The sequence below is a fragment of the Paenibacillus sp. A14 genome (assembly GCF_036864815.1).
Classification (GTDB): Bacteria; Bacillota; Bacilli; order Paenibacillales; family Paenibacillaceae; genus Fontibacillus; species Fontibacillus sanfengchensis.
Window position 1 is genome coordinate 233197 of the sequence record NZ_JBAGJD010000004.1, and the last position, 19023, is coordinate 252219.

The following is a 19023-nucleotide window of genomic DNA, read 5'->3' on the forward strand; positions in this document are numbered from 1 at the left end:
ATCCATTATTCGTAAACTTCGATTTCGTTATAGAACGTGTCCCGCTCGACCGGGATGCGCCCGGCCCCCTTCACGAGCCAAATGAGCTCTTTCCGGGTCAAGCCGTCCGGCGTAAGCGCCCCCGCGGCGTGGCTGATTTGCTCTCTCAGAATCGTGCCGTGCACATCGGACGCCCCGAAAGTCAAAGCCACCTGGGTCAGTTGTACCCCGATATTGATAAAATAAGCCTTGATATGCTGAATGTTGTCCAGCATCAACCGGCTGATGGCGATGGTCTTCAAATCCTCGTACGCCGAATTCCGCCGCATAATACCGGCGTTCTTATTGCGCGGCTGCATGGACAGCGGGATGAACACCATGAAACCGTTCGTTTCGTCTTGAAGCCCGCGGATTTGCAGCATGTGACGAATCCGGTCCTCATGCGATTCGATCGATCCGTACAGCATCGTCGTATGCGTTCTCATCCCCAGCCGGTGCGCCGTCCGGTGAACATCCAGGTACTGGTCGACATTGGCTTTTTCTACCTTCATCTTTTGCCGGTATTGATCGGACAAAATTTCCGCCCCGCCGCCGGTCAGCGATTTTAATCCTGCCTTTTGCAGTTCCATAAGCACTTCTTTTGTACTGAGTCCGCTGATCCGGGTGAAGAATTCGATTTCCGCCGCCGTGTAGGCTTTCAGTGTAATGTCGGGGAATCTCTCGTTCAAGGCTTTGAGGGAGTCGACATAATACTGGAAGGGAACGTGCTGATTATGTCCGCCGACAATGTGGAACTCACGGACGCCGGGAGTAATATGTTTCTCGACGTAGGCGATCATTTCTTCGCCCGACAGCGTGTAGGCCCCTTCCTCCCCCTGATCCTTGCGGAAATTGCAGAAGGCGCAATGGGATTCGCACACATTGGTGAAATATAAACTCATATTTTCTATGAAATAAACCTTCTTGCCGTTCTTGCGCAAGTTGACTTCATTCGCCAACTGACCAATGGTCAACAAATCGTCGCTTTCATATAAATACACCCCGTCTTCCAGGGTTAAGCGCTCACCTTGTCTTACCTTCTCTACGATTTCGGCCATTCTCTTATCGGTGCTTGGCGTTACTGCAGTGAACATGATAATACCTCCGTTTCCCTGGGGAGAATCCTAACCGGATTCATCCCGGCAGGCTGATTAACCACCCTTCCTATTATAAACCTCGACGGAGAAAGGGACAACAAGCGGAACGGGGATGTTTCGAGTTTGCTGTTATAAAAATCACACCGCTTGAGGGGAAACACGATAAGGAGTATACTTTTTATATACAGAGGAGGGTTGATTATGATTGAAATCTCGGATAGTGCTGCCGAGCGAATCAAGGACATGATTGCCGGGGAGGAAACCCCGAATATGTTTCTCCGCCTCGGTGTGAACCCCGGCGGATGCAGCGGCTTTTCATATAGTATGGGACTGGACGATCAGGAGAGCGAAGAGGATGTCTACCTGGACGTCAAAGGAATTAAAGTGGTTGTCGGCAAGGACAGCGTACGCTACCTCAACGGATTGGAGATCGACTTCCAGGAATCCGGCATGTCCGGCGGTTTTACGATCCATAATCCGAACGCGATCGCTTCCTGCGGCTGCGGCCAATCGTTCCGCATGAGGGACGAAGAGGGCAGGCCGGAAGTTTGTGATTGAGAAACGTAGCAGTGGCGCAAACGAACGTTTGGAGTTGCGGATTGTACGCGAAAATAAGCGAGTCCGCAACCCCCATCCGGTATATTAACAATCCTAAAATTGGGCGTTAGGACTGTGAAACGACCTTTATGGCGGATATTATTCGCTATGGAGGTCGTTTTATTATGCTGTTAGCCGGGCGGACATAGGAAAGAGTTCTTTACTGCCTTCCTGATATTTAGACTTTTCATGACAAAGCATTGTATTACTAAATATACAAAATATGCTACTTTTTTACTATTTACATAAACTTCCATCAAGACTATTCTATGAATAGGAAATAATTAACTTTCCGAAAATAACAAGTTGGTTTCGAAGTGTTAAAGGAGGGATGAAAGAACAATAAAACCTACAAATGAATGTATTCCTTGTCGGATCAGGCTCAGGTGCGAAGATTTAAAATTAGAGGAGGTACAATTGTGAAAGCAGTAAAAAAATTATTTGCTGGTTTGATGATGTTTACTCTGATTTTTGGTGTATCTTTTGCTGGATCGGCATTTGCGAGCGGTGATGAGGTCAAGCTTATTGACTCGGAAGTCAGCGTAATTTATAAAAATGGATATGTCGGATTCAGCGGCAATATTGAGGTTGCTAATCTGGGACCCGAGAAGAATGTGACGGTCCATTACACGACAGATGACACGACTTGGTACGATACGAGTGCGAATTATGTAGGTCCGACGGATGGAAGCCATGAGAAATGGCGTTTTAGCATTTTCAGAAATGATGCTTCAACAGATCATCCCGAGTTGAAGAATCTGAAATCCATAAAATTTGCAATCCAATACGAAGTGAATAACCAGACTTATTGGGATAACAATGGGTCAGCGAATTATTACAATGAGGTGAATAGAAATTTACCCCTTAGATCCGTGATTTTGGGATCTCCCAATGTGCTTAGCGCCAATAGTACTTTGAGCAATGGTGAATTTAGCGGGGATATCTATGTGAAAAATCTGGATCCTGAAAAAAAAGTAAAGATCCTGTACACTACGGATGATTGGGCAACGACTCGTGAGGCTTATGCCATTTATACTCACCCCTTGAATAATTTCAATAGTGTTGAAAACTGGAACTATAGTATCAATGTTCCGGGTGCTACAAATGTTAAATATGCGATTTCGTACACAACCGGTGGGCAAACGTATTGGGATAATAACTATGGTCATAATTACGAGCTGGTTCCTAATTCACTTTAATAAAACAATCAAAGAAGGATCACAGAGGCTTACCATTCCGCTCTGTGGTCCTTTTTTCTGGGGAGGGCCGTTTTCAAATCCGGTTGAAATTCACATCGGACTTCGTAGATCACGGTTCCTGTTTTATTTTGCCGGGAGGGGGTAATACAATAGCGTACCGGGCAGCCGGTACCTTCCAAACAACGATAAGGAGTGATTTCAAATGGCAAATAACAATCGTGATGGTAAAATGAGCCGTGAGGAAGCCGGTCGTCTGGGAGGAGAAGCAACAGCTAAAAATCATGATAAGGAATTTTACCAAGAGATTGGTAAAAAGGGCGGAGAAGCGACTTCCCGCAGTCATGATAAAGAGTTCTATCAAGATATTGGCCAAAAAGGCGGGGAAGCCACTTCACGCTCGCATGGCAAAGAGTTCTATCAGGAAATCGGACAAAAGGGCGGCGAAGCCCGCAACGACTCCGATGGCAATGACGGCAAAATGAGCCGTGAGGAAGCCGGCCGTAAGGGCGGCCAAGCACGCGCACGTCAACGGGACTAAACTTAAACTATAAAAAGCGCCCCCATCCTTACCGGATGAGGGCGCTTTGCCTTTATGCCCGCCGGCGGCTATATTTTAAAGCGGTCGATCAGCGTATGGAGCTTCTCCGACAAGTTGGAGAGGAAGGAGGCCGAAGCATCGACTTCCTCCATAGCGGCAAGCTGTTGCTCGGAAGCGGCCGACATCGTTAGACTGCCTTCCACCGTATTGTTGGCGATTCCCACAAGCTGCTCCATCGCTTCGACAAGCTGCCTGGACTTGGCCGACAACTGGTGGACGGTATCGCGAACGTGGGCGACCGCCTCCGCTGCGGAGGCGGTTGACCTTTGAATTTCCTGGAAGGATTCGCCCGCATGATCGACCAGTTCCGCGCCGAGCTTCACTTCGCGGGAAGTCTCTCCCATCGTGCTTGACGTCAGCTCCATTTGCTTGATGATAAAGGAAATCAACTCGGCGATTTGCTGGGCGGATGCCGCGCTGCGTTCGGCCAGCTTGCGGACGGAGGTGGCAACCACGGCGAAGCCGCTGCCTTGTTCTCCCGCCCGGGCGGCCTCGATGGCCGCATTGATCGCCAGCAGGTTGGTTTCGGCGGCGATTTCCGTAATGATGTCCAGGATACTCTGGATTTCCTTGGATTGTCCGCTGAGCAATTCGATACTGGAAGCAAGGGTGTCGATTTTTTCTTCGATCGTATTCATCTGTTGTACGCTTTGTTCAATGGAGACCGCTCCTTTTTTCGCGGCCGTGGCCGAAAGCCGGGTTTCCCGGGATACCCCGTCGGCGTTGTCGGCAATCAGAGTAATGGAATCGGACATTTCCTGCAGCGCGGCCGAGCTTTGCTCCAGGCTCCGCAGCTGTCTTTCCGCACCGTCCGCGAGAGCTTGCGTAACTTCCACGGTCTGCTCGCTGGCCTTGCCGGTTTCCTCGCTGCTGGCGGAGAGCTCCTGCGAGGCGGAAGCCACTTGAACGGAGGTATGATTCACTTCGGCAATCAGCTGTCGCAAGTTTGCGGTCATATTGCCGATGTCGCGGGACAGCGTTCCGACTTCATCTTTGCCCGATAGGGCGACCGGGGCGACGGTTAGATCCCCCTGAGCCACGCGGTTGACCTGGCGGGACAGCTGTTCAAGCGGGCGCACCATGCGGTGAATAAACCAGTAGACGATAATAATGGCGAGCAGGAACACCCCGCTTCCGATGGCGAAGGGGAGGCCGAGAATGTCCCAGACACGTTCATTTATAATGGAAGCGTCGAAATTGATCGCCATGAGCCCCACGATTTCCTTGGTGGGATCATGATCTTTGAATATCGGACCATAACCGGTAAGAAGGCTGACCCCGTCGTAATTATATATTTTTGTATAGACGGAGTGCTTGTGCTGCATCAACATGTCTCGGCTGGAGGCGTCGAAATAAAACGAATCGCCGGCTTGATAGCCGCGCTTCTTAATATTTTGGTCGGCGGCCAGGATTTTTCCGTCCAGAGAAAGGATGAATACCTCCTTAAAAAGCGGCTTGTGCTCCACGGTCCAATTCAGGCGCTGTTCCAGCGCCGCGAGTCCCGAGGAATCCCCCTCTTTTAATCGCTCGATCACGCCCGGATCCACGAGCCCGGTCGTGATATTGGCGCAGCCAACGGTCTCGACGCCCACGGCTTCTTCGACCTGACGGTACGCCGTTTGATAGCTGGTGATCCCGATGAGCGCACTGACCAACAGCAGAAGACCGATGATACCGGCGGTTATTTTTTTAGCGAATCCCATAAATTTTCATACCCCACTTACAAATGGTTTGCTGTTTTTCTGGGTGAAAGGTCTACATCAAATTATAATGAGAATTAAATTGACGTATATTAAATAAAGCAGTCGTAATGTGTCTAAAAAACGAATTATGTACTAATATTCACAAGAGGTGACAAGCCGTGGCAGAGAAAGACGAGATGTGGAGGATTTTTGTGGCGATACCGCTTCCGGTTCCGATCAAGGAAGCCTTGTCCGCTTGGTGCGGAGATTACAAGAACCGGCTGGCCTTTTCAAAATGGGTTTATCCCGAGGATTACCATATTACGGTGCAGTTTCTTGGCGACACGCCGCCGGATCGGATTGAAAAGATTCGGGACGGGCTTTCGGAGGCGGCGGCAGGAATCCGGCCGTTCTCTCTGGAGTTCCGGAACTGCGGGCATTTTGGCCGCCCTTCGGCCCCAAGGGTGTTGTGGGCGGGAGTGGAGGGGGATTTGGAACCGCTGCGGGAACTGCAAAATCGCGTGGTCGTTGCCAACAAGCAGCTTGGTTACATCCCCGAGGACCGTTCATACAATCCGCACATTACCTTGGCGCGCAAGTACAAGGAAGGCGGTCGTTTTGACCCCGCGATCTTAAAGGAGAAAGTCCCGGAATTTGGGGCCTGGACCGTTGATGCCATGGTGATTTACCGGACGCGCATGCGTATGACGCCGATGTATGAAGAAGTGGCGAGGATTGCTTTACAGGGGTGACACAAGCGAATATGATGATGCCCGCCGGCCTTTCGGAGGGCTTTTTTTGCTGAAAAAAATCGAATTTGTATTCAAAACTCTTTTTTTCGGTTACATAGATGAAAGAATGTGTCATTACAATGGATGTTATCTTCCGGGTTGAGCCGCATTCCTCATTCGGGAGAACTGTCGGGCAGGAGGTCTTTATTTTATGTATATTTTTCGGCAAAACCGTTATGTCGCGCTTCTGATCGGAGCGATTCTTGTATGTTTAGGAGTCATTTACTTGCTTCAACCCCATTCGAGCCGGGAGCGGATAGGCCATCGGGAGATGCCCGGCGTGCCGGATGCTTCGAAGTCAAGCCGGGCCGTTGTGACGTCTGTCGGCAGGAACATCACGGTTAACGTGAAATCGGGCGAGAGGCCATTTCAGCCGGCTTTTTTGCATCTAACTACGCTTGAGATCAAGCGTCCTAAAAAAGAAACCGGAGTAAGCCATACGCTGCTGCTCAAGGAATTGGCGGCGGAACGGGCTTGGCTGCGCACCCAGGCGGCGGCAGTCCGAAGCAAGAGACAGACTCCGGACCCATTACATCCCCCCGACCAATTATTCTTCACTCGAACGAAGCTGTTAAGCCAGGCGGATAAAGATCAGGCGACCTGGAGCTACGCTTTGGACGAGGAGGAACTGCTTCTCCTTCAAAAGATCGTGATGGCAGAAGCAGAGGGCGAACCGTACGAAGGCAAGGTGGCTGTCACCAATGTTGTCTTAAACCGGCTACGGTCCGCCAATTATCCCGATACGATCAAGGAAGTCATTTATCAAAAATCGCAGTTCAGTCCGGTGCAAAACGGCCGGCTAAACAGGGTCAAACCGAACAAAGAGACGATCCGGGCCGTAAATGAGGCGCTGAACGGCCGCAAGGAGGTTTCGGACGACACATACTATTTCTTGTCGCTAAAGCTGGCCACCGATTTAACCATCGCCCGTACCAAGGATAAGGCGGAGGTGATTGGAAACCATACATTCTATAAGTAGAATCCGGCACGAACCTCCGGCTTGTTTCGCTATGCCCGGCGTCCCTGGAGATTCGCCGTCCGGTAAGGGGCACACAGCAGTTCGGCGATCGTCCTTGCGCAGCAATCCGGCTGATAAGAACTGCGGGATCCATTTAGTTTTTCTGCCGAAAGGGAGCGTGTTTTTCCGGAAAAATTGCGGCTCAGCTTATGCAGCCAAAAATCCAGCATATCTTCGGAGGTCAGTTCCGTACCGCATCCGATCTTCATAAAATATTCGCGGTTTTTCTCCTCCTGGCCGGGCAAGGACTCATAAAACAGCATCGGTATCCCTTTGGCCAGCCCCTCGGTGCAAGTCATGCCGCCCGGCTTGGTGATGAGCAGGTCCGAGGCGTCCATCCATTGGCTGATATTGCGGGTGTAACCGAGGATCTTGATATTCGAATGCTGCAGGCCCGGGTGGCTGCGCAGTTTGGCCGCCTGCTTCTCATTGCTGCCCATGCAGCAGACGATCTGAACGCGATCCTTCCACTCGGACATTTTGGCGACCAGTTCGTCTTTCATCATCCCCCATCCGCCGCCCATGATCAGGACGGTAGGAAGCTGGCGGAGACCCAGTTCCCGCCGAACGGAGGCTTTGTCCTGCCGAATCCAGAATTCGGGATGGACCGGAATGCCGGACACCTGGATAGCCGAAGGGCTCACCCCCCGGCGGATCAACAGGTTTTGGACCTCCGGAGTGGAGACGAAGTACCGGTCGACCTCCGGACTGATCCAAGAGCCGTGAGCGTCGTAGTCGGTAATCAAGGTAAACAGCGGAACCGTCAGACCGGAAGCTTTGAGCCTGGAAATGACGGCTCCGGGAATCGGATGCGTGCAAATGATCAACTCGGGCTTCATCTGTTCGATAAAACGCGAGGCATGATTGTAAAATAATTTATGGAGCGCAAGGCGGGTTAAACGCCCTACGGGCTTCTCGTATTGTTTGCGGTAGACCATGCCGACAAGCGCGGGGCTCGTGTTCACGGTCAGACGATAGGCGCCTTGAATCCAGGGAGCCAGAACAGGATGAAGGATCGAGCCCAACTCCAGCACTTTAGCGCGAATCGTGGGATCTATTTTCTTTAAACCTGCGGCGATGGCGTAGGCCGCTTGAGTATGACCGCTGCCGAAGCCTTCGGATAGGATCAGCACTCTTTTAAACGGCATAAGTTTCACCTCTTCAATAAACTGGTTTGCGCGACAGATTGGTGTTCGCAATTTCAGTTTATTTTTTTTCGGCCATTTTAAAAAGAGACCGGGGACTGGTCTCCGGCTGGACTTAGGTCGGGGAGCGGGCCGGACCGGGCCGTACAACATGATGGAAATACATTGTGAAAATTACAGAAAATAAGCTCTTGTCATGCCCCGGGGGAAATGATAGATTAGTGAATGACTTAATGACCGAATTAGATTTTTGGTCAATCAAGAAAAAATAAAGACGGGATGAAGGAGAGGGAACTATCATGAAATCGATATCGGTGTTTTTTCAGGACCTGGCTGCGTCCTTCAAGAAACCGAAAGTCATTGTCCCGATTATCGTCGTCCTGTTCATACCGGTGTTGTACAGCGGCATGTTTTTGGCGGCGTTTTGGGATCCATACGGGAAAATGAACGAAATTCCGGTCGCGGTCGTCAATGAAGACACCGGGGCGGAGTATGAAGGGAAATCGCTCCAGGTCGGCAAGGACCTGATTGAAGAACTTAAGAAAGGCAACGATTTCTCATGGAAATTCGTCTCGCGTGAAGAGGCGGAAAAAGGGATGGAAGCGAACGAATATTATATGACGATCGTCATCCCGGAAAACTTCTCGTCGCAGGCCACAACGGTCATGGACGATAATCCGCAGCCGGCCGAGCTGATGTTCGAGCCGAACGAGGGTTACAATTTCCTGGCTGCGCAAATCGGCGGTACGGCCGTGAAGGAGATTAAATCCAAGGTCTCCGCCAAAGTGACGGAGGCGTACACCGAGACGTTGTTCGATCAGGTGGAAAAAGTGTCCGGCGGTTTGAACGACGCGGGCTCCGGCGCAAGCACCCTGAATGAAGGGGCCGTAAAGCTGGACGAAGGCGCGCAGAAATTGAAAGAAAACCTGGCGAAGCTGGTCGCCGGGACGAATAAACTGGGCAAAGGCATCGCTCCGCTTCAGGAAGGCGCCGGGGACTTGAGCAAAGGGGCCGCGGATGTGCAAACCGGCGCGGCGAAGCTGTCCGGCGGGCTAAACCAACTGAAGGCGGCTGAACAGAAGCTGGAGAGCGGGGCGACCCAGGCTTACGAAGGCGGCGTGAAGCTGCAAAGCGGGCTGGAGTCCTCTGCGGAAGGCGCGAACAAGCTGAAAGCCGGCCTGACTTCCGCTCAGGAAGGCAGCGGCAAGCTCGTAGCCGGGCTGGAATCCTCCTCTGAAGGCGGCGCCAAAGTGGCCGAGGGAGCGAAGAGCGTGGCCCAAGGCTTGGAGCAGTTGGCCAAGAGCAATCCGGAACTGGCCCAAAACCCGGCCGTTCAACAGTTGCTGACGGCCAGCAAGGCCGTATCCCAAGGCAGCGAGCAGGTCCGGCAAGCCCAGGCTCAATTGCTGCAGGGCAGCCGGGAACTGCATAGCGCCCACGGTCAGCTGCTGCAAGGCAGCGAGCAGTTGGCGCAGGGCCAGCGGCAGCTCGTTCAAGGCGCCGACCAGCTTACGGCCGGTCAAAAGCAGTTGACCGAGGGTCTGCAGCTGTTCGGCGGCAAACTGTCCGAGGCTGCGGCTGGCGGCCATGAACTTGTCCAAGGGGCGGGCAAGCTGAGTGCGGGGGCCCAAAAGATCGAGGGCGGCATGGGCCAACTGACCGGCGGCGTCGAAACGCTGGCCAGCGGTTCCAAGCAGCTTGGCGCCGGTGCGGGCGAGCTGAAGGACGGCATGGATAAGCTGACCGAAGGCTCCGGCGAACTGGCTTCGAAGCTGAATGAAGCGGCCGAAAAAACGTCCGGCGTGAAGAAAAACGACAAGCTGGTGAGCATGTACGCCGAGCCCGTGCAAGTCAAGGAACAAAAGATTAGCGAAGTGCCGAACTACGGAACCGGCTTCTCTCCTTACTTCCTGTCGCTCGGTCTGTTCGTGGGGGCTCTGATTTCCACGCTGGTAGTCCCGCTCCGCGAATCGTCCGTGGCGGAGGCCAGCGCCTGGAACCGGTTTGTGAGCCGCGGGCTCGCCTTTACCGGTATGAGCCTGGTCCAATCCCTCCTGGCATCGTTGCTGGTGCTGTACGGACTGGGCCTGGAAGTGAAGAGCGTTCCGCTGTTCTTCCTCTTCAGCTTCGTCACGAGCTTGTGTTTCATGTTTATTATTCAGGCGCTGGTGACTTGGCTTGAGAATCCCGGCCGCTTCCTGGCGATCCTGATGCTGATTTTCCAATTGACCACAAGCGCGGGCACCTTCCCGCTGGAATTGATTCCGAACTGGATGAAGGCGTTCAACCCGCTTCTCCCGATGACCTACAGCGTCAGCGGCTACAAAGCGGTCGTCTCCACGGGCGATTTCAGCCATGCCTGGAATCAGCTCGGCATCCTCGCCGGTTTCGCCGTTGTCTTCCTGGCGTTGACGCTGCTCTACTTCGTTATGCATAAACACAGCGAAATTGTGAGCGCTGAAACGAGCCTGGAGGCTTAATTAGCTTAATATCTGTATCGGCAAGCCCGAAAAGAGAACCCGAACTTTTTTGTTCGGGTTCTTTTTTTGGGTACACGGCAAAAGGCGGGATGAGAGATGACAGCTGACAAACGGTAGGGCTGATCATGCCTATTTTTAGAAAATAAAGCGGGAGCGACCAAGATCTTGCCGACTGGATGATTTTCCTTCTTAAATTTCTTGGCATTAGTGCAAAAGAAAGAGAAGATAGTGCAAAAACAGTCGCGGCGTTTTCCGTTAGAATAAAAATACTAAATAAAACATGTCGTTAACAGTAAGGTTTAGTTTATTTATAGAAAGGTTGACGCTGAATATGAAACATACGGTTATACCACCAAAGCAGGGACTTTACGATCCGACGTTTGAAAAAGACGCCTGCGGCATGGGCTTTGTCGCTCATATCAAAGGCAAGGCCTCCCATGATATCGTAAGTCAGGCTTTGACGATGCTGACGAATATGGAGCACCGCGGAGGCCAGGGGAGCGAGCCGAATTCCGGGGACGGCGCAGGTATTTTACTGCAAATCCCGCATCGCTTTTTTGAGGCGGAGGCCCAGAAGCTGGGATATCGTCTTCCCGAGGCCGGTCAATACGGGGTAGGCATGCTGTTCCTGCCGCATGACGAGAAGGTCCGCAGCCGTCAGGAAGCCGAGTTGACCCGGATTATCGAGGAGGAAGGCCAACAAGTTATCGGCTTCCGTACGGTACCTACCCGGGACGATATGCTGGGCAAATCGGCAAGAGAGGCGAAGCCGTTCGTGCGTCAAATTTTCATTTCCCGCGGCGCGGGATTGACGACCGACCTGGATTTTGAACGCAAACTGTATGTGATCCGCCGCCGGGCCGAGTTGGCCATCCGCTACAGCGGCGAGGCGGAGGGCGACGCTTTTTACGTATCGAGCATGTCCTGCCGGAAGGTGGTCTACAAAGGGATGCTCACCACGGAGCAGGTCGGACAGTTCTATCTCGATTTGCAGGATGAGCGTCTCGAATCGGCGATCGCGCTCGTGCACTCCCGCTTTAGTACGAACACGTTCCCGAGCTGGGAAAGAGCGCATCCTTACCGCTTTATGATCCATAACGGGGAGATCAATACCCTGCGCGGAAACGTGAACTGGATGCGGGCCCGTCAATCGTTGTTCGAAACGGAAGCCTTCGGCGCCGATCTGGAAAAGGTCAAGCCTGTGATCAATCCGGACGGTTCGGATACGGCGATGTTTGACAATACGTTTGAATTTCTGTACCTGAGCGGCCGCTCCCTTCCGCATGTCGCCATGATGATGGTTCCGGAGCCTTGGAGCAACCATGCCGATATGGACGAGGACAAGAAAGCTTTTTACGAATATCACAGCGCGCTGATGGAGCCGTGGGACGGCCCTGCGGCCATGGGCTTCACGGACGGCGTGCAAATCGGCGCGATTCTGGATCGCAACGGCCTGCGTCCTTCCCGCTACTATGTGACGAAGAACGATTTGATCGTGCTTTCGTCCGAGGTGGGGGTTCTGGACATTCCGGCCGAGGAGGTTCTGTACAAGGACCGTTTGCGTCCGGGCCGGATGCTGCTCGTGGATACGAAAGAAGGCCGCATTATTTCCGACGAGGAAGTCAAGGCTTCCATCGCCAAGGAGAATCCTTACCGCGCCTGGTTGGATGAGCACATGGTGCTGCTGGAGGATCTTCCCGAAGCTCCGGAAATGCCGGCGGACCGCCACGAGAACATCACGCTGCGTCAAATGGCGTTCGGTTACAGCTTCGAGGACTTGCGCAAGGTGTTTGAGCCGATGGCGCTTACGGGAGCCGAGGGCATCGCTTCGATGGGGTACGACGCTCCGATCGCCGTTCTTTCGGACCGTCCGCAGCGTCTGTACAACTACTTTAAGCAGATGTTCGCCCAGGTGACGAATCCGCCGATCGATGCCATCCGCGAGGAGCTTGTGACTTCGACGGCGACGATGATCGGTCCGGAACGGAATCTGCTCAAGCCGGAACCGGAGAGCTGCCGCCAAGTCCGGCTGGAATCCCCGATTTTGTCCAATGAAGAGTTTGCCAAGCTGCGCCATATTCGCCGTCCGGGTTTCAAAGCGATGACAATCCCGATTCTGTTCCCGGCGGATCAAGGTGCGGAAGGGCTGCGCAAGGCGCTCGATACGCTTTGTGAAGCGGCGGACCGGGTGATCGCCAAAGGCCATAACGTCCTGATTCTGTCCGACCGCGGCGTGGACGCCGAAAATGCGGCCATTCCGGCGCTGCTGGCCGTTTCGTCGCTGCATCATCATCTCATCCGACAGGAAACGCGGACGAAGGTCAGCCTCTTGCTGGAATCGGGGGAACCGCGTGAGGTTCACCATTTCGCCCTGCTGCTCGGGTATGGGGTCAGCGCGGTGAACCCTTACCTCGCTTTCGAAACGCTGGATGACATGATCACCCAGGGACTGCTGCAAGGCATTTCCCATTACAAGGCCGTCAGCAACTTCATCAAGGCCGCGACGAAAGGCGTCATAAAGACGCTGTCAAAAATGGGGATTTCCACCATCCAGTCGTATCGGGGGGCGCAGATTTTTGAAGCGGTGGGCTTAAAAGAGGATTTCGTGGACCGTTACTTTACCTGGACGCCGTCGAGGATCGGCGGCATCGGGCTGGAAGAGGTGGCGCAGGAGACGCTATCCCATCACTTCCGCGCTTTCGCCAGTCAGGACGGTAAAGATCCGGTGCTGGATTCCGTAGGGGAGTATCAATGGCGGAATGACGGGGAGGAGCATCTGTTCAACCCGCAGACGGTTCATCTGCTTCAGCAATCCGTGCGTACCGGTGATTACGGACTCTATAAAAAATTCGCTTCTCTAGTTCAAGGGGAAAATGAGAAACACCTTACGCTCCGTTCGCTGCTGGACTTGAAGCCGGTCGGACCCAAAGTTCCGCTGGAAGAAGTGGAGTCGGCCACATCGATTATGCGCCGCTTCAAAACCGGAGCGATGTCGTTCGGTTCGATCAGCAAAGAAGCGCACGAGACGATCGCGATCGCGATGAACCGCATCGGCGGCAAGAGCAACACCGGCGAGGGCGGCGAGGATCCGGCGCGCTATGTGCCGGACGCCAACGGCGATCTGCGCCGCAGCGCGATCAAGCAGGTCGCCTCGGGCCGCTTCGGGGTCACCTCGCATTACTTGGTCAATGCCGATGAAATTCAGATCAAGATGGCGCAGGGCGCGAAGCCGGGGGAAGGCGGACAGCTTCCGGGCCGCAAGGTGTATCCTTGGGTCGCCGAAGTCCGCGGTTCCACACCGGGCGTGGGTCTGATTTCGCCGCCGCCGCACCATGATATTTATTCGATCGAGGATTTGGCGGAGCTGATCTATGATTTGAAAAACTCGAATCCGCGGGCACGGATCAACGTCAAGCTAGTGTCCGAAGCGGGGGTCGGCACGATCGCTGCGGGCGTGGCCAAGGGCCGTGCCGATGTCATTCTCGTCAGCGGCTATGACGGCGGGACCGGGGCGTCCCCGCAAAGCTCGATCCGCCATGCGGGCCTCCCTTGGGAGCTTGGGCTCGCCGAGACGCAGCAGACGCTGATGCTGAACAATTTACGCGACCGCGTTGTCCTGGAGACGGACGGCAAAATGCTCACCGGACGCGACCTCGCCGTCGCCGCGCTGCTCGGCGCCGAGGAGTACGGCTTCTCGACGGCTCCGCTCGTGGCGGTCGGCTGCATCATGATGCGCGTCTGCCAGTTGGACACTTGTCCGGTCGGCGTGGCCACCCAAAATCCGGAGCTGCGCAAAAACTTCACGGGTGACCCGCAGCACGTGGTCAATTTCATGACCTTCGTGGCCGAAGACCTCCGCGAATGGATGGCCGAGCTCGGCTTCCGTAATCTGGATGAAATGATCGGACGGACCGACTGCCTGGGCACGCTCAAGGCGGTCGACCATTGGAAGAAGAAGGGCGTCGACCTGTCCGCCTTGCTTCACATGCCGGAGGTGCCTGCGGGCGGCAGCCGTTACTGCACCCGCCGGCAAAACCACGGCCTGGAGGAGACGCTGGATATGACGCGTCTCCTGGAGCTGGCGGCGCCGGCGCTGGAGCGCGGCGAAGCCGTCAGCGCGCTGCTGCCGATCTGCAATGTGAACCGGGCGACGGGGACGATCCTCGGCAGTGAAGTGACGCGCATTTATGGCGCGGCCGGTCTGCCGGAGGATACGATTACGTTCCGGTTCGAAGGATCGGCGGGCCAAAGCTTCGGCGCTTTCGTGCCGAAGGGTATGACGCTGACGGTGGAAGGCGACGCGAACGACTACACCGGCAAAGGCCTATCGGGCGGCAAGGTGATCGTGAAGCCGTCGCCGAAGGCCACATTCGCGGCCGAAGAGAACATCATCGTCGGCAACACGTCGTTCTACGGCGCGACCGGCGGCGAAGCCTACATCCGCGGGATCGCGGGCGAGCGCTTCGCGGTCCGCAACTCCGGCGCGAACATTGTGGTCGAAGGGGTAGGCGACCATGGCTGCGAATACATGACCGGCGGACGCGTCGTTGTCCTCGGCGAAACCGGCCGCAACTTTGCGGCGGGCATGTCGGGCGGGATCGCTTACGTCCTGGATGTGACGGGCGATTTCGTCAAGCGGTGCAACCTGGAGATGGTGCTATTGGAGCAGGTATTCGAACCGGAAGAGGCCGACCAGCTCCGCACGCTGATCAGCCGCCATGTCCTGTATACGGACAGCATCGTCGGCCGCCGCGTGCTGGACAATTGGAATGAACTGCTGCCGAAATTCGTCCGCGTCATTCCGAAAGATTACAAGCGGATGCTGGAGCAAATCCGCAAGGTGGAGAACGAAGGCTTGAAGGGCGAGGCCGCCCTGCTCGCCGCCTTCGAAGCCAACACGCGGGAGCTTGCCCGCTCCGGCAACTAAACTGCAAACGAAAAGTCGCCGCCTTCGTCAGGAAAATAACGGGGGCGGCGTTTTTTCATATACATTTCATACTAACCAGTTAAAATAAACTTCAGATAGGTATGAGGAGGTCGCGGGGGATTGTCAACGATACTGGTTGTAGAGGATGATCGGGAAACCAATGAGGCTATTGCCGAATATTTGAAAGTTGCGGGACATCGGGTTATTTCCGCTTTTGATGGGGAGGAAGCTTTGCGCTGTTTTAGAGATCATAGTATCCACCTTATCATTTTGGATATTATGTTGCCCAAAATTTCAGGTCTGTCGGTTCTTTTGCAGGTGAGGGAAACCAGTGCGGTGCCCGTTGTGATGTTAACGGCCATTAGTGATGAATACACACAAATTATCAGTTTTGATATCCAAGCCGATGATTATATAACCAAGCCATTCTCCATGGTGCTGCTGGGCAAGCGGGTAACGGCGTTACTCCGCAGAGGTAATAAACAGCAAAACGTCAGCTTTATGACATTCGGAGATGTCAAGGTGGACTTTTCCGGTTATACGGCTAGCGACGCAGGCGGCAGAATTGATATTACCCCCAAAGAAATTGAACTGTTGAAACTGTTGGTGGAACATCAGGGACATGTATTGACCAGAACCCAAATCCTTGACGATTTATGGGGGGAAGAATGTACCATTAATGACAGAACCATTGACACCTACATTAAGAACCTTCGCAAAAAACTTAGGCTGGAATCGATTGTAACTGTGAAGGGTGTCGGTTATAAGTTTGAGGCTCGCCCATGAAACGGTTGAAAATTTTCCCCAAAACTTTTTTGTATACGCTTGGCTTGATGGTATTCATGAATGTAATGGCCCATACTTTATTTTACCTTTTAACGCCTCCCGTAAGCTTCACTGCTAAAGAATATACTGATGATCCCGTATTGACGGCAGTTACTTTAAACCTCTCCGATTATATCGCCGGCATTATTCGTTCCGTTCTTCCCATTTCGATGCTTATTTGTTTTATAGTTTCCGTGCTCTGCTCCCTGCTTTTTTCCAGAGCGATGACTCGGCCGATTCGACGGATTTCGGCTGAAACAGCACAGATGGAAACCTTGGATAGAAGCGCATGGTGTATAGTTCAGTCCGATGATGAAATCGGCGCTTTGGGGAACAACGTGAACCGGTTATATCACAGCCTCCTAAAAACCATCGAAAATTTGGAAATAGAGAAAATCAAGGTGAGTGAATCCGAAAAATCAAAAGTGGATTTTCTGAGAATGGCCTCGCACGAATTGAAAACGCCTGTAACCGCACTGAATGCGATGCTGGAGAATATGATGCTTGGCGTAGGCAAATACAAGGATCATGAAGTCTATTTACCGAAGTGCAAGCGAATGACGGAACAACTGGCCGAGATGATCAAAAATGTTCTTGATACCTCAAACTTGAGTGTTTTGGTACGGGATGAAGCAACAACCGACATTCATCTTCCGGCGTTCTTAACCGAATTATGCGAGCCTTTTCAAATCATAGCCAAGGCTAAAGGCATTCGGTTTGAGTTGGACGTTACGGAGGGGGAGACTGTCCATTTGCCGCCAGAGCTTTTTGGCAAAGCGCTAAACAATCTCGTTTCCAATGCGGTCTCTTATACCCAAAGGGGACATTCAGTAAGGGTGTATTGTGATGCTGACCACTTGGTCATTGAAAATGAGTGCGACCCCATCCCCGAAGAGCATCTGAAAGAATTATTTAAACCGTTTTACCGGCCGGAATATGAAAGAGGGAGAGATCCGGGAGGCAACGGGCTGGGTTTGTATATTGTCGATTCCATTCTAAACGCCTTACGGATTAGCTACACGTTCACTCCAACACCATCGAAAAAAGGGATGGCCTTTAGCCTTCTAATAAAAAAGTAAATTCACCGCCCGGATAATCTCGGCGGTTTTTTTTATGACTACATCCGTGCTCCACATACATTCTAAATGGCTTCCATTTCAAGGTGTTAAACTGGTTCTCGTCATCACAATCCTTGAAAAGGAGGCTTTGTTCATCATGAGTTTTATGCATCGGGCAGTAATGTACGTAACTCGAAAAAAAGGAAAGAGTATTTTATTGTTTTTGGTTTTATTCGTGATCGCGACTTTTGTTTTGACGGGAATATCCATTAAAGACGCTTCTCAAGCGGCAAGCACCGACCTTAGAGAATCGCTGGGGGGGAGATTTACCATCTACATAGATATGAGTAAAGATAACCCTTATGTAGTTACGGAAAGAACGGAACCCAGTGACGGCGGAAAACTAAGTATAAATTCATACAGTACGGGTCCGCTGATTTCGGCTGAAACGCTGGAGTCCGTCAAATCGGTGGGTGGAATAAAGAACTACTATGCCTCCGAAATGTGGCAGCCTCATGCCGAGAACTTTAATTTATTGAGAGGCAAACTTCCTATTAAGGACGGCTATGAAAATATGGTTAACGCCATAGCGGTGTCAGGAACAGAGGTCAGCGATTTTTTTACAGCACGATCCATTCAGCTGTCCGAGGGGCGCCACATTTTACCGAAGGATCGTCATGTTGCTGTGATCAGTCGCGCATTAGCCGAGGAAAACAAATTGAAAGTCGGGGATAGCTTAAAACTGGGGATCATGGATAGCGTTGCAAACCAACTGGGGATCAATCCGCACAACAAGATTGAACTCAAGATTGTCGGGTTATTTCAACCGACGGGTGAGGACCAAATAACCGAGATGACTTCTGCCTATAACATGATCGAAAACCGTGTGTTCACGGATATTTATTCGCAGGCGGAGCTGTTTAATAGCGATAAGGAGCCAGGGTTTTCGGAGGCTACGTTTTTTGTGCAAAACCCTGATCAATTAAATTCCATAGTGGAAAAAGTTGAAGCACTCCCAAGCATGGACTGGAAACAATTTAATGTCAGTGTGGATAACGAGACATACAGCCAGGCGGCTGCACCATTAAACAACCTGTCTCGTCTGGTTAAGATATTGCTGATTATTATGATGGCGGTTAGCGTTGCCATTCTTTCTCTGCTCTTAACGCTATGGATGAGAAACAGAGTGTATGAAACAGGGGTTTTCCTGGCTTTAGGAATCCATAAGTTCAAAATATTGGGTCAGTATGTGACGGAAGTTCTGCTCATCGCAATAGTTGCGTTTGGAATCTCCTATTTTTCGGGAAATGCTATTGCGGAGAACGTAGGGAACGCGCTGCTGCAGCAGCAGCTTTCCCGGGGAGAACCAAGTGAACAGACTGGCACCGTGGCGGTGTCGTCAGTTGTGGTTGCTGAGCCGATAGCCGGCACGGAAGCCTTAGATAGTATCGAGGTAAAGGTAACCTCAAGGAGTTTTGTCCAGCTATACTTGATCGGAACCTTGATTATTGTAATCGCCGTAGGGATGTCATCCGTTTCGGTCATGAGGCTGAATCCCAAAGAAATTCTTTCCAAAATGAGCTAAGAA

Annotated in this window: 13 protein-coding genes; 10 read left to right on the top strand and 3 right to left on the bottom strand. The window is 52.6% G+C overall.

Going from position 1 to position 19023, the window contains the following annotated elements:
* Positions 1 to 5 precede the first annotated feature (5 nt).
* Entirely contained in the window at positions 6 to 1112 is a 1107-nt protein-coding gene (mqnE, locus tag V4U88_RS12500) for an aminofutalosine synthase MqnE (RefSeq protein WP_334073596.1), read from the bottom strand.
* Between the two features lie 204 nt (positions 1113 to 1316).
* Between mqnE and V4U88_RS12505 the strand changes: the two genes are divergently transcribed.
* The 3 genes from V4U88_RS12505 (at position 1317) to V4U88_RS12515 (ending at position 3449) form a co-directional block, all read left to right on the top strand.
* Complete coding sequence (locus V4U88_RS12505; protein WP_334073597.1) at positions 1317 to 1673, top strand: HesB/IscA family protein; 357 nt, start codon at positions 1317 to 1319, stop codon at positions 1671 to 1673.
* Between the two features lie 458 nt (positions 1674 to 2131).
* Positions 2132 to 2911 carry a hypothetical protein gene (locus tag V4U88_RS12510; protein WP_334073598.1) on the top strand — a complete coding sequence of 260 codons (780 nt, stop codon included), beginning with the start codon at positions 2132 to 2134 and terminating at the stop codon, positions 2909 to 2911.
* A 202-nt stretch (positions 2912 to 3113) separates the two neighbouring features.
* Entirely contained in the window at positions 3114 to 3449 is a 336-nt protein-coding gene (locus V4U88_RS12515) for a general stress protein (RefSeq protein ID WP_334073599.1), read from the top strand.
* A gap of 68 nt (positions 3450 to 3517) precedes the next feature.
* Here the strand turns inward: V4U88_RS12515 and V4U88_RS12520 are convergent, their stop codons facing one another.
* A complete protein-coding gene (locus V4U88_RS12520) occupies positions 3518 to 5212 on the bottom strand; it encodes a methyl-accepting chemotaxis protein (protein WP_334073600.1) in 1695 nt (564 codons plus the stop codon).
* 158 nt (positions 5213 to 5370) lie between these two features.
* Between V4U88_RS12520 and thpR the strand changes: the two genes are divergently transcribed.
* Positions 5371 to 5943 carry an RNA 2',3'-cyclic phosphodiesterase gene (gene thpR, locus V4U88_RS12525; protein ID WP_334073601.1) on the top strand — a complete coding sequence of 191 codons (573 nt, stop codon included), beginning with the start codon at positions 5371 to 5373 and terminating at the stop codon, positions 5941 to 5943.
* 190 nt (positions 5944 to 6133) lie between these two features.
* A complete protein-coding gene (locus V4U88_RS12530; RefSeq protein ID WP_334073602.1) occupies positions 6134 to 6961 on the top strand; it encodes a cell wall hydrolase in 828 nt (275 codons plus the stop codon).
* A gap of 29 nt (positions 6962 to 6990) precedes the next feature.
* Here the strand turns inward: V4U88_RS12530 and V4U88_RS12535 are convergent, their stop codons facing one another.
* A complete protein-coding gene (locus V4U88_RS12535; RefSeq protein WP_334073603.1) occupies positions 6991 to 8148 on the bottom strand; it encodes an MGDG synthase family glycosyltransferase in 1158 nt (385 codons plus the stop codon).
* A 296-nt stretch (positions 8149 to 8444) separates the two neighbouring features.
* On the opposite strand from V4U88_RS12535, the gene V4U88_RS12540 reads away from it, so the two are divergent.
* The 5 genes from V4U88_RS12540 to V4U88_RS12560 all read left to right on the top strand — a co-directional run bounded on the left by V4U88_RS12540 (position 8445) and on the right by V4U88_RS12560 (position 19020).
* Complete coding sequence (locus V4U88_RS12540; RefSeq protein WP_334073604.1) at positions 8445 to 10625, top strand: YhgE/Pip domain-containing protein; 2181 nt, start codon at positions 8445 to 8447, stop codon at positions 10623 to 10625.
* A 331-nt stretch (positions 10626 to 10956) separates the two neighbouring features.
* Positions 10957 to 15552, top strand: a complete 4596-nt coding sequence (gene gltB / locus V4U88_RS12545; protein WP_334073605.1) for a glutamate synthase large subunit — start codon at positions 10957 to 10959, stop codon at positions 15550 to 15552.
* 120 nt (positions 15553 to 15672) lie between these two features.
* A complete protein-coding gene (locus V4U88_RS12550; protein WP_334073606.1) occupies positions 15673 to 16338 on the top strand; it encodes a response regulator transcription factor in 666 nt (221 codons plus the stop codon).
* Positions 16335 to 17456, top strand: a complete 1122-nt coding sequence (locus V4U88_RS12555; RefSeq protein WP_334073607.1) for a sensor histidine kinase — start codon at positions 16335 to 16337, stop codon at positions 17454 to 17456. The genes V4U88_RS12550 and V4U88_RS12555 overlap by 4 nt, the downstream gene beginning before the upstream one ends.
* Before the next feature lie 136 nt (positions 17457 to 17592).
* Positions 17593 to 19020, top strand: coding sequence for an ABC transporter permease (locus V4U88_RS12560; RefSeq protein WP_334073608.1), 1428 nt, complete (start codon positions 17593 to 17595; stop codon positions 19018 to 19020).
* The last annotated feature ends 3 nt before the right edge of the window (positions 19021 to 19023 follow it).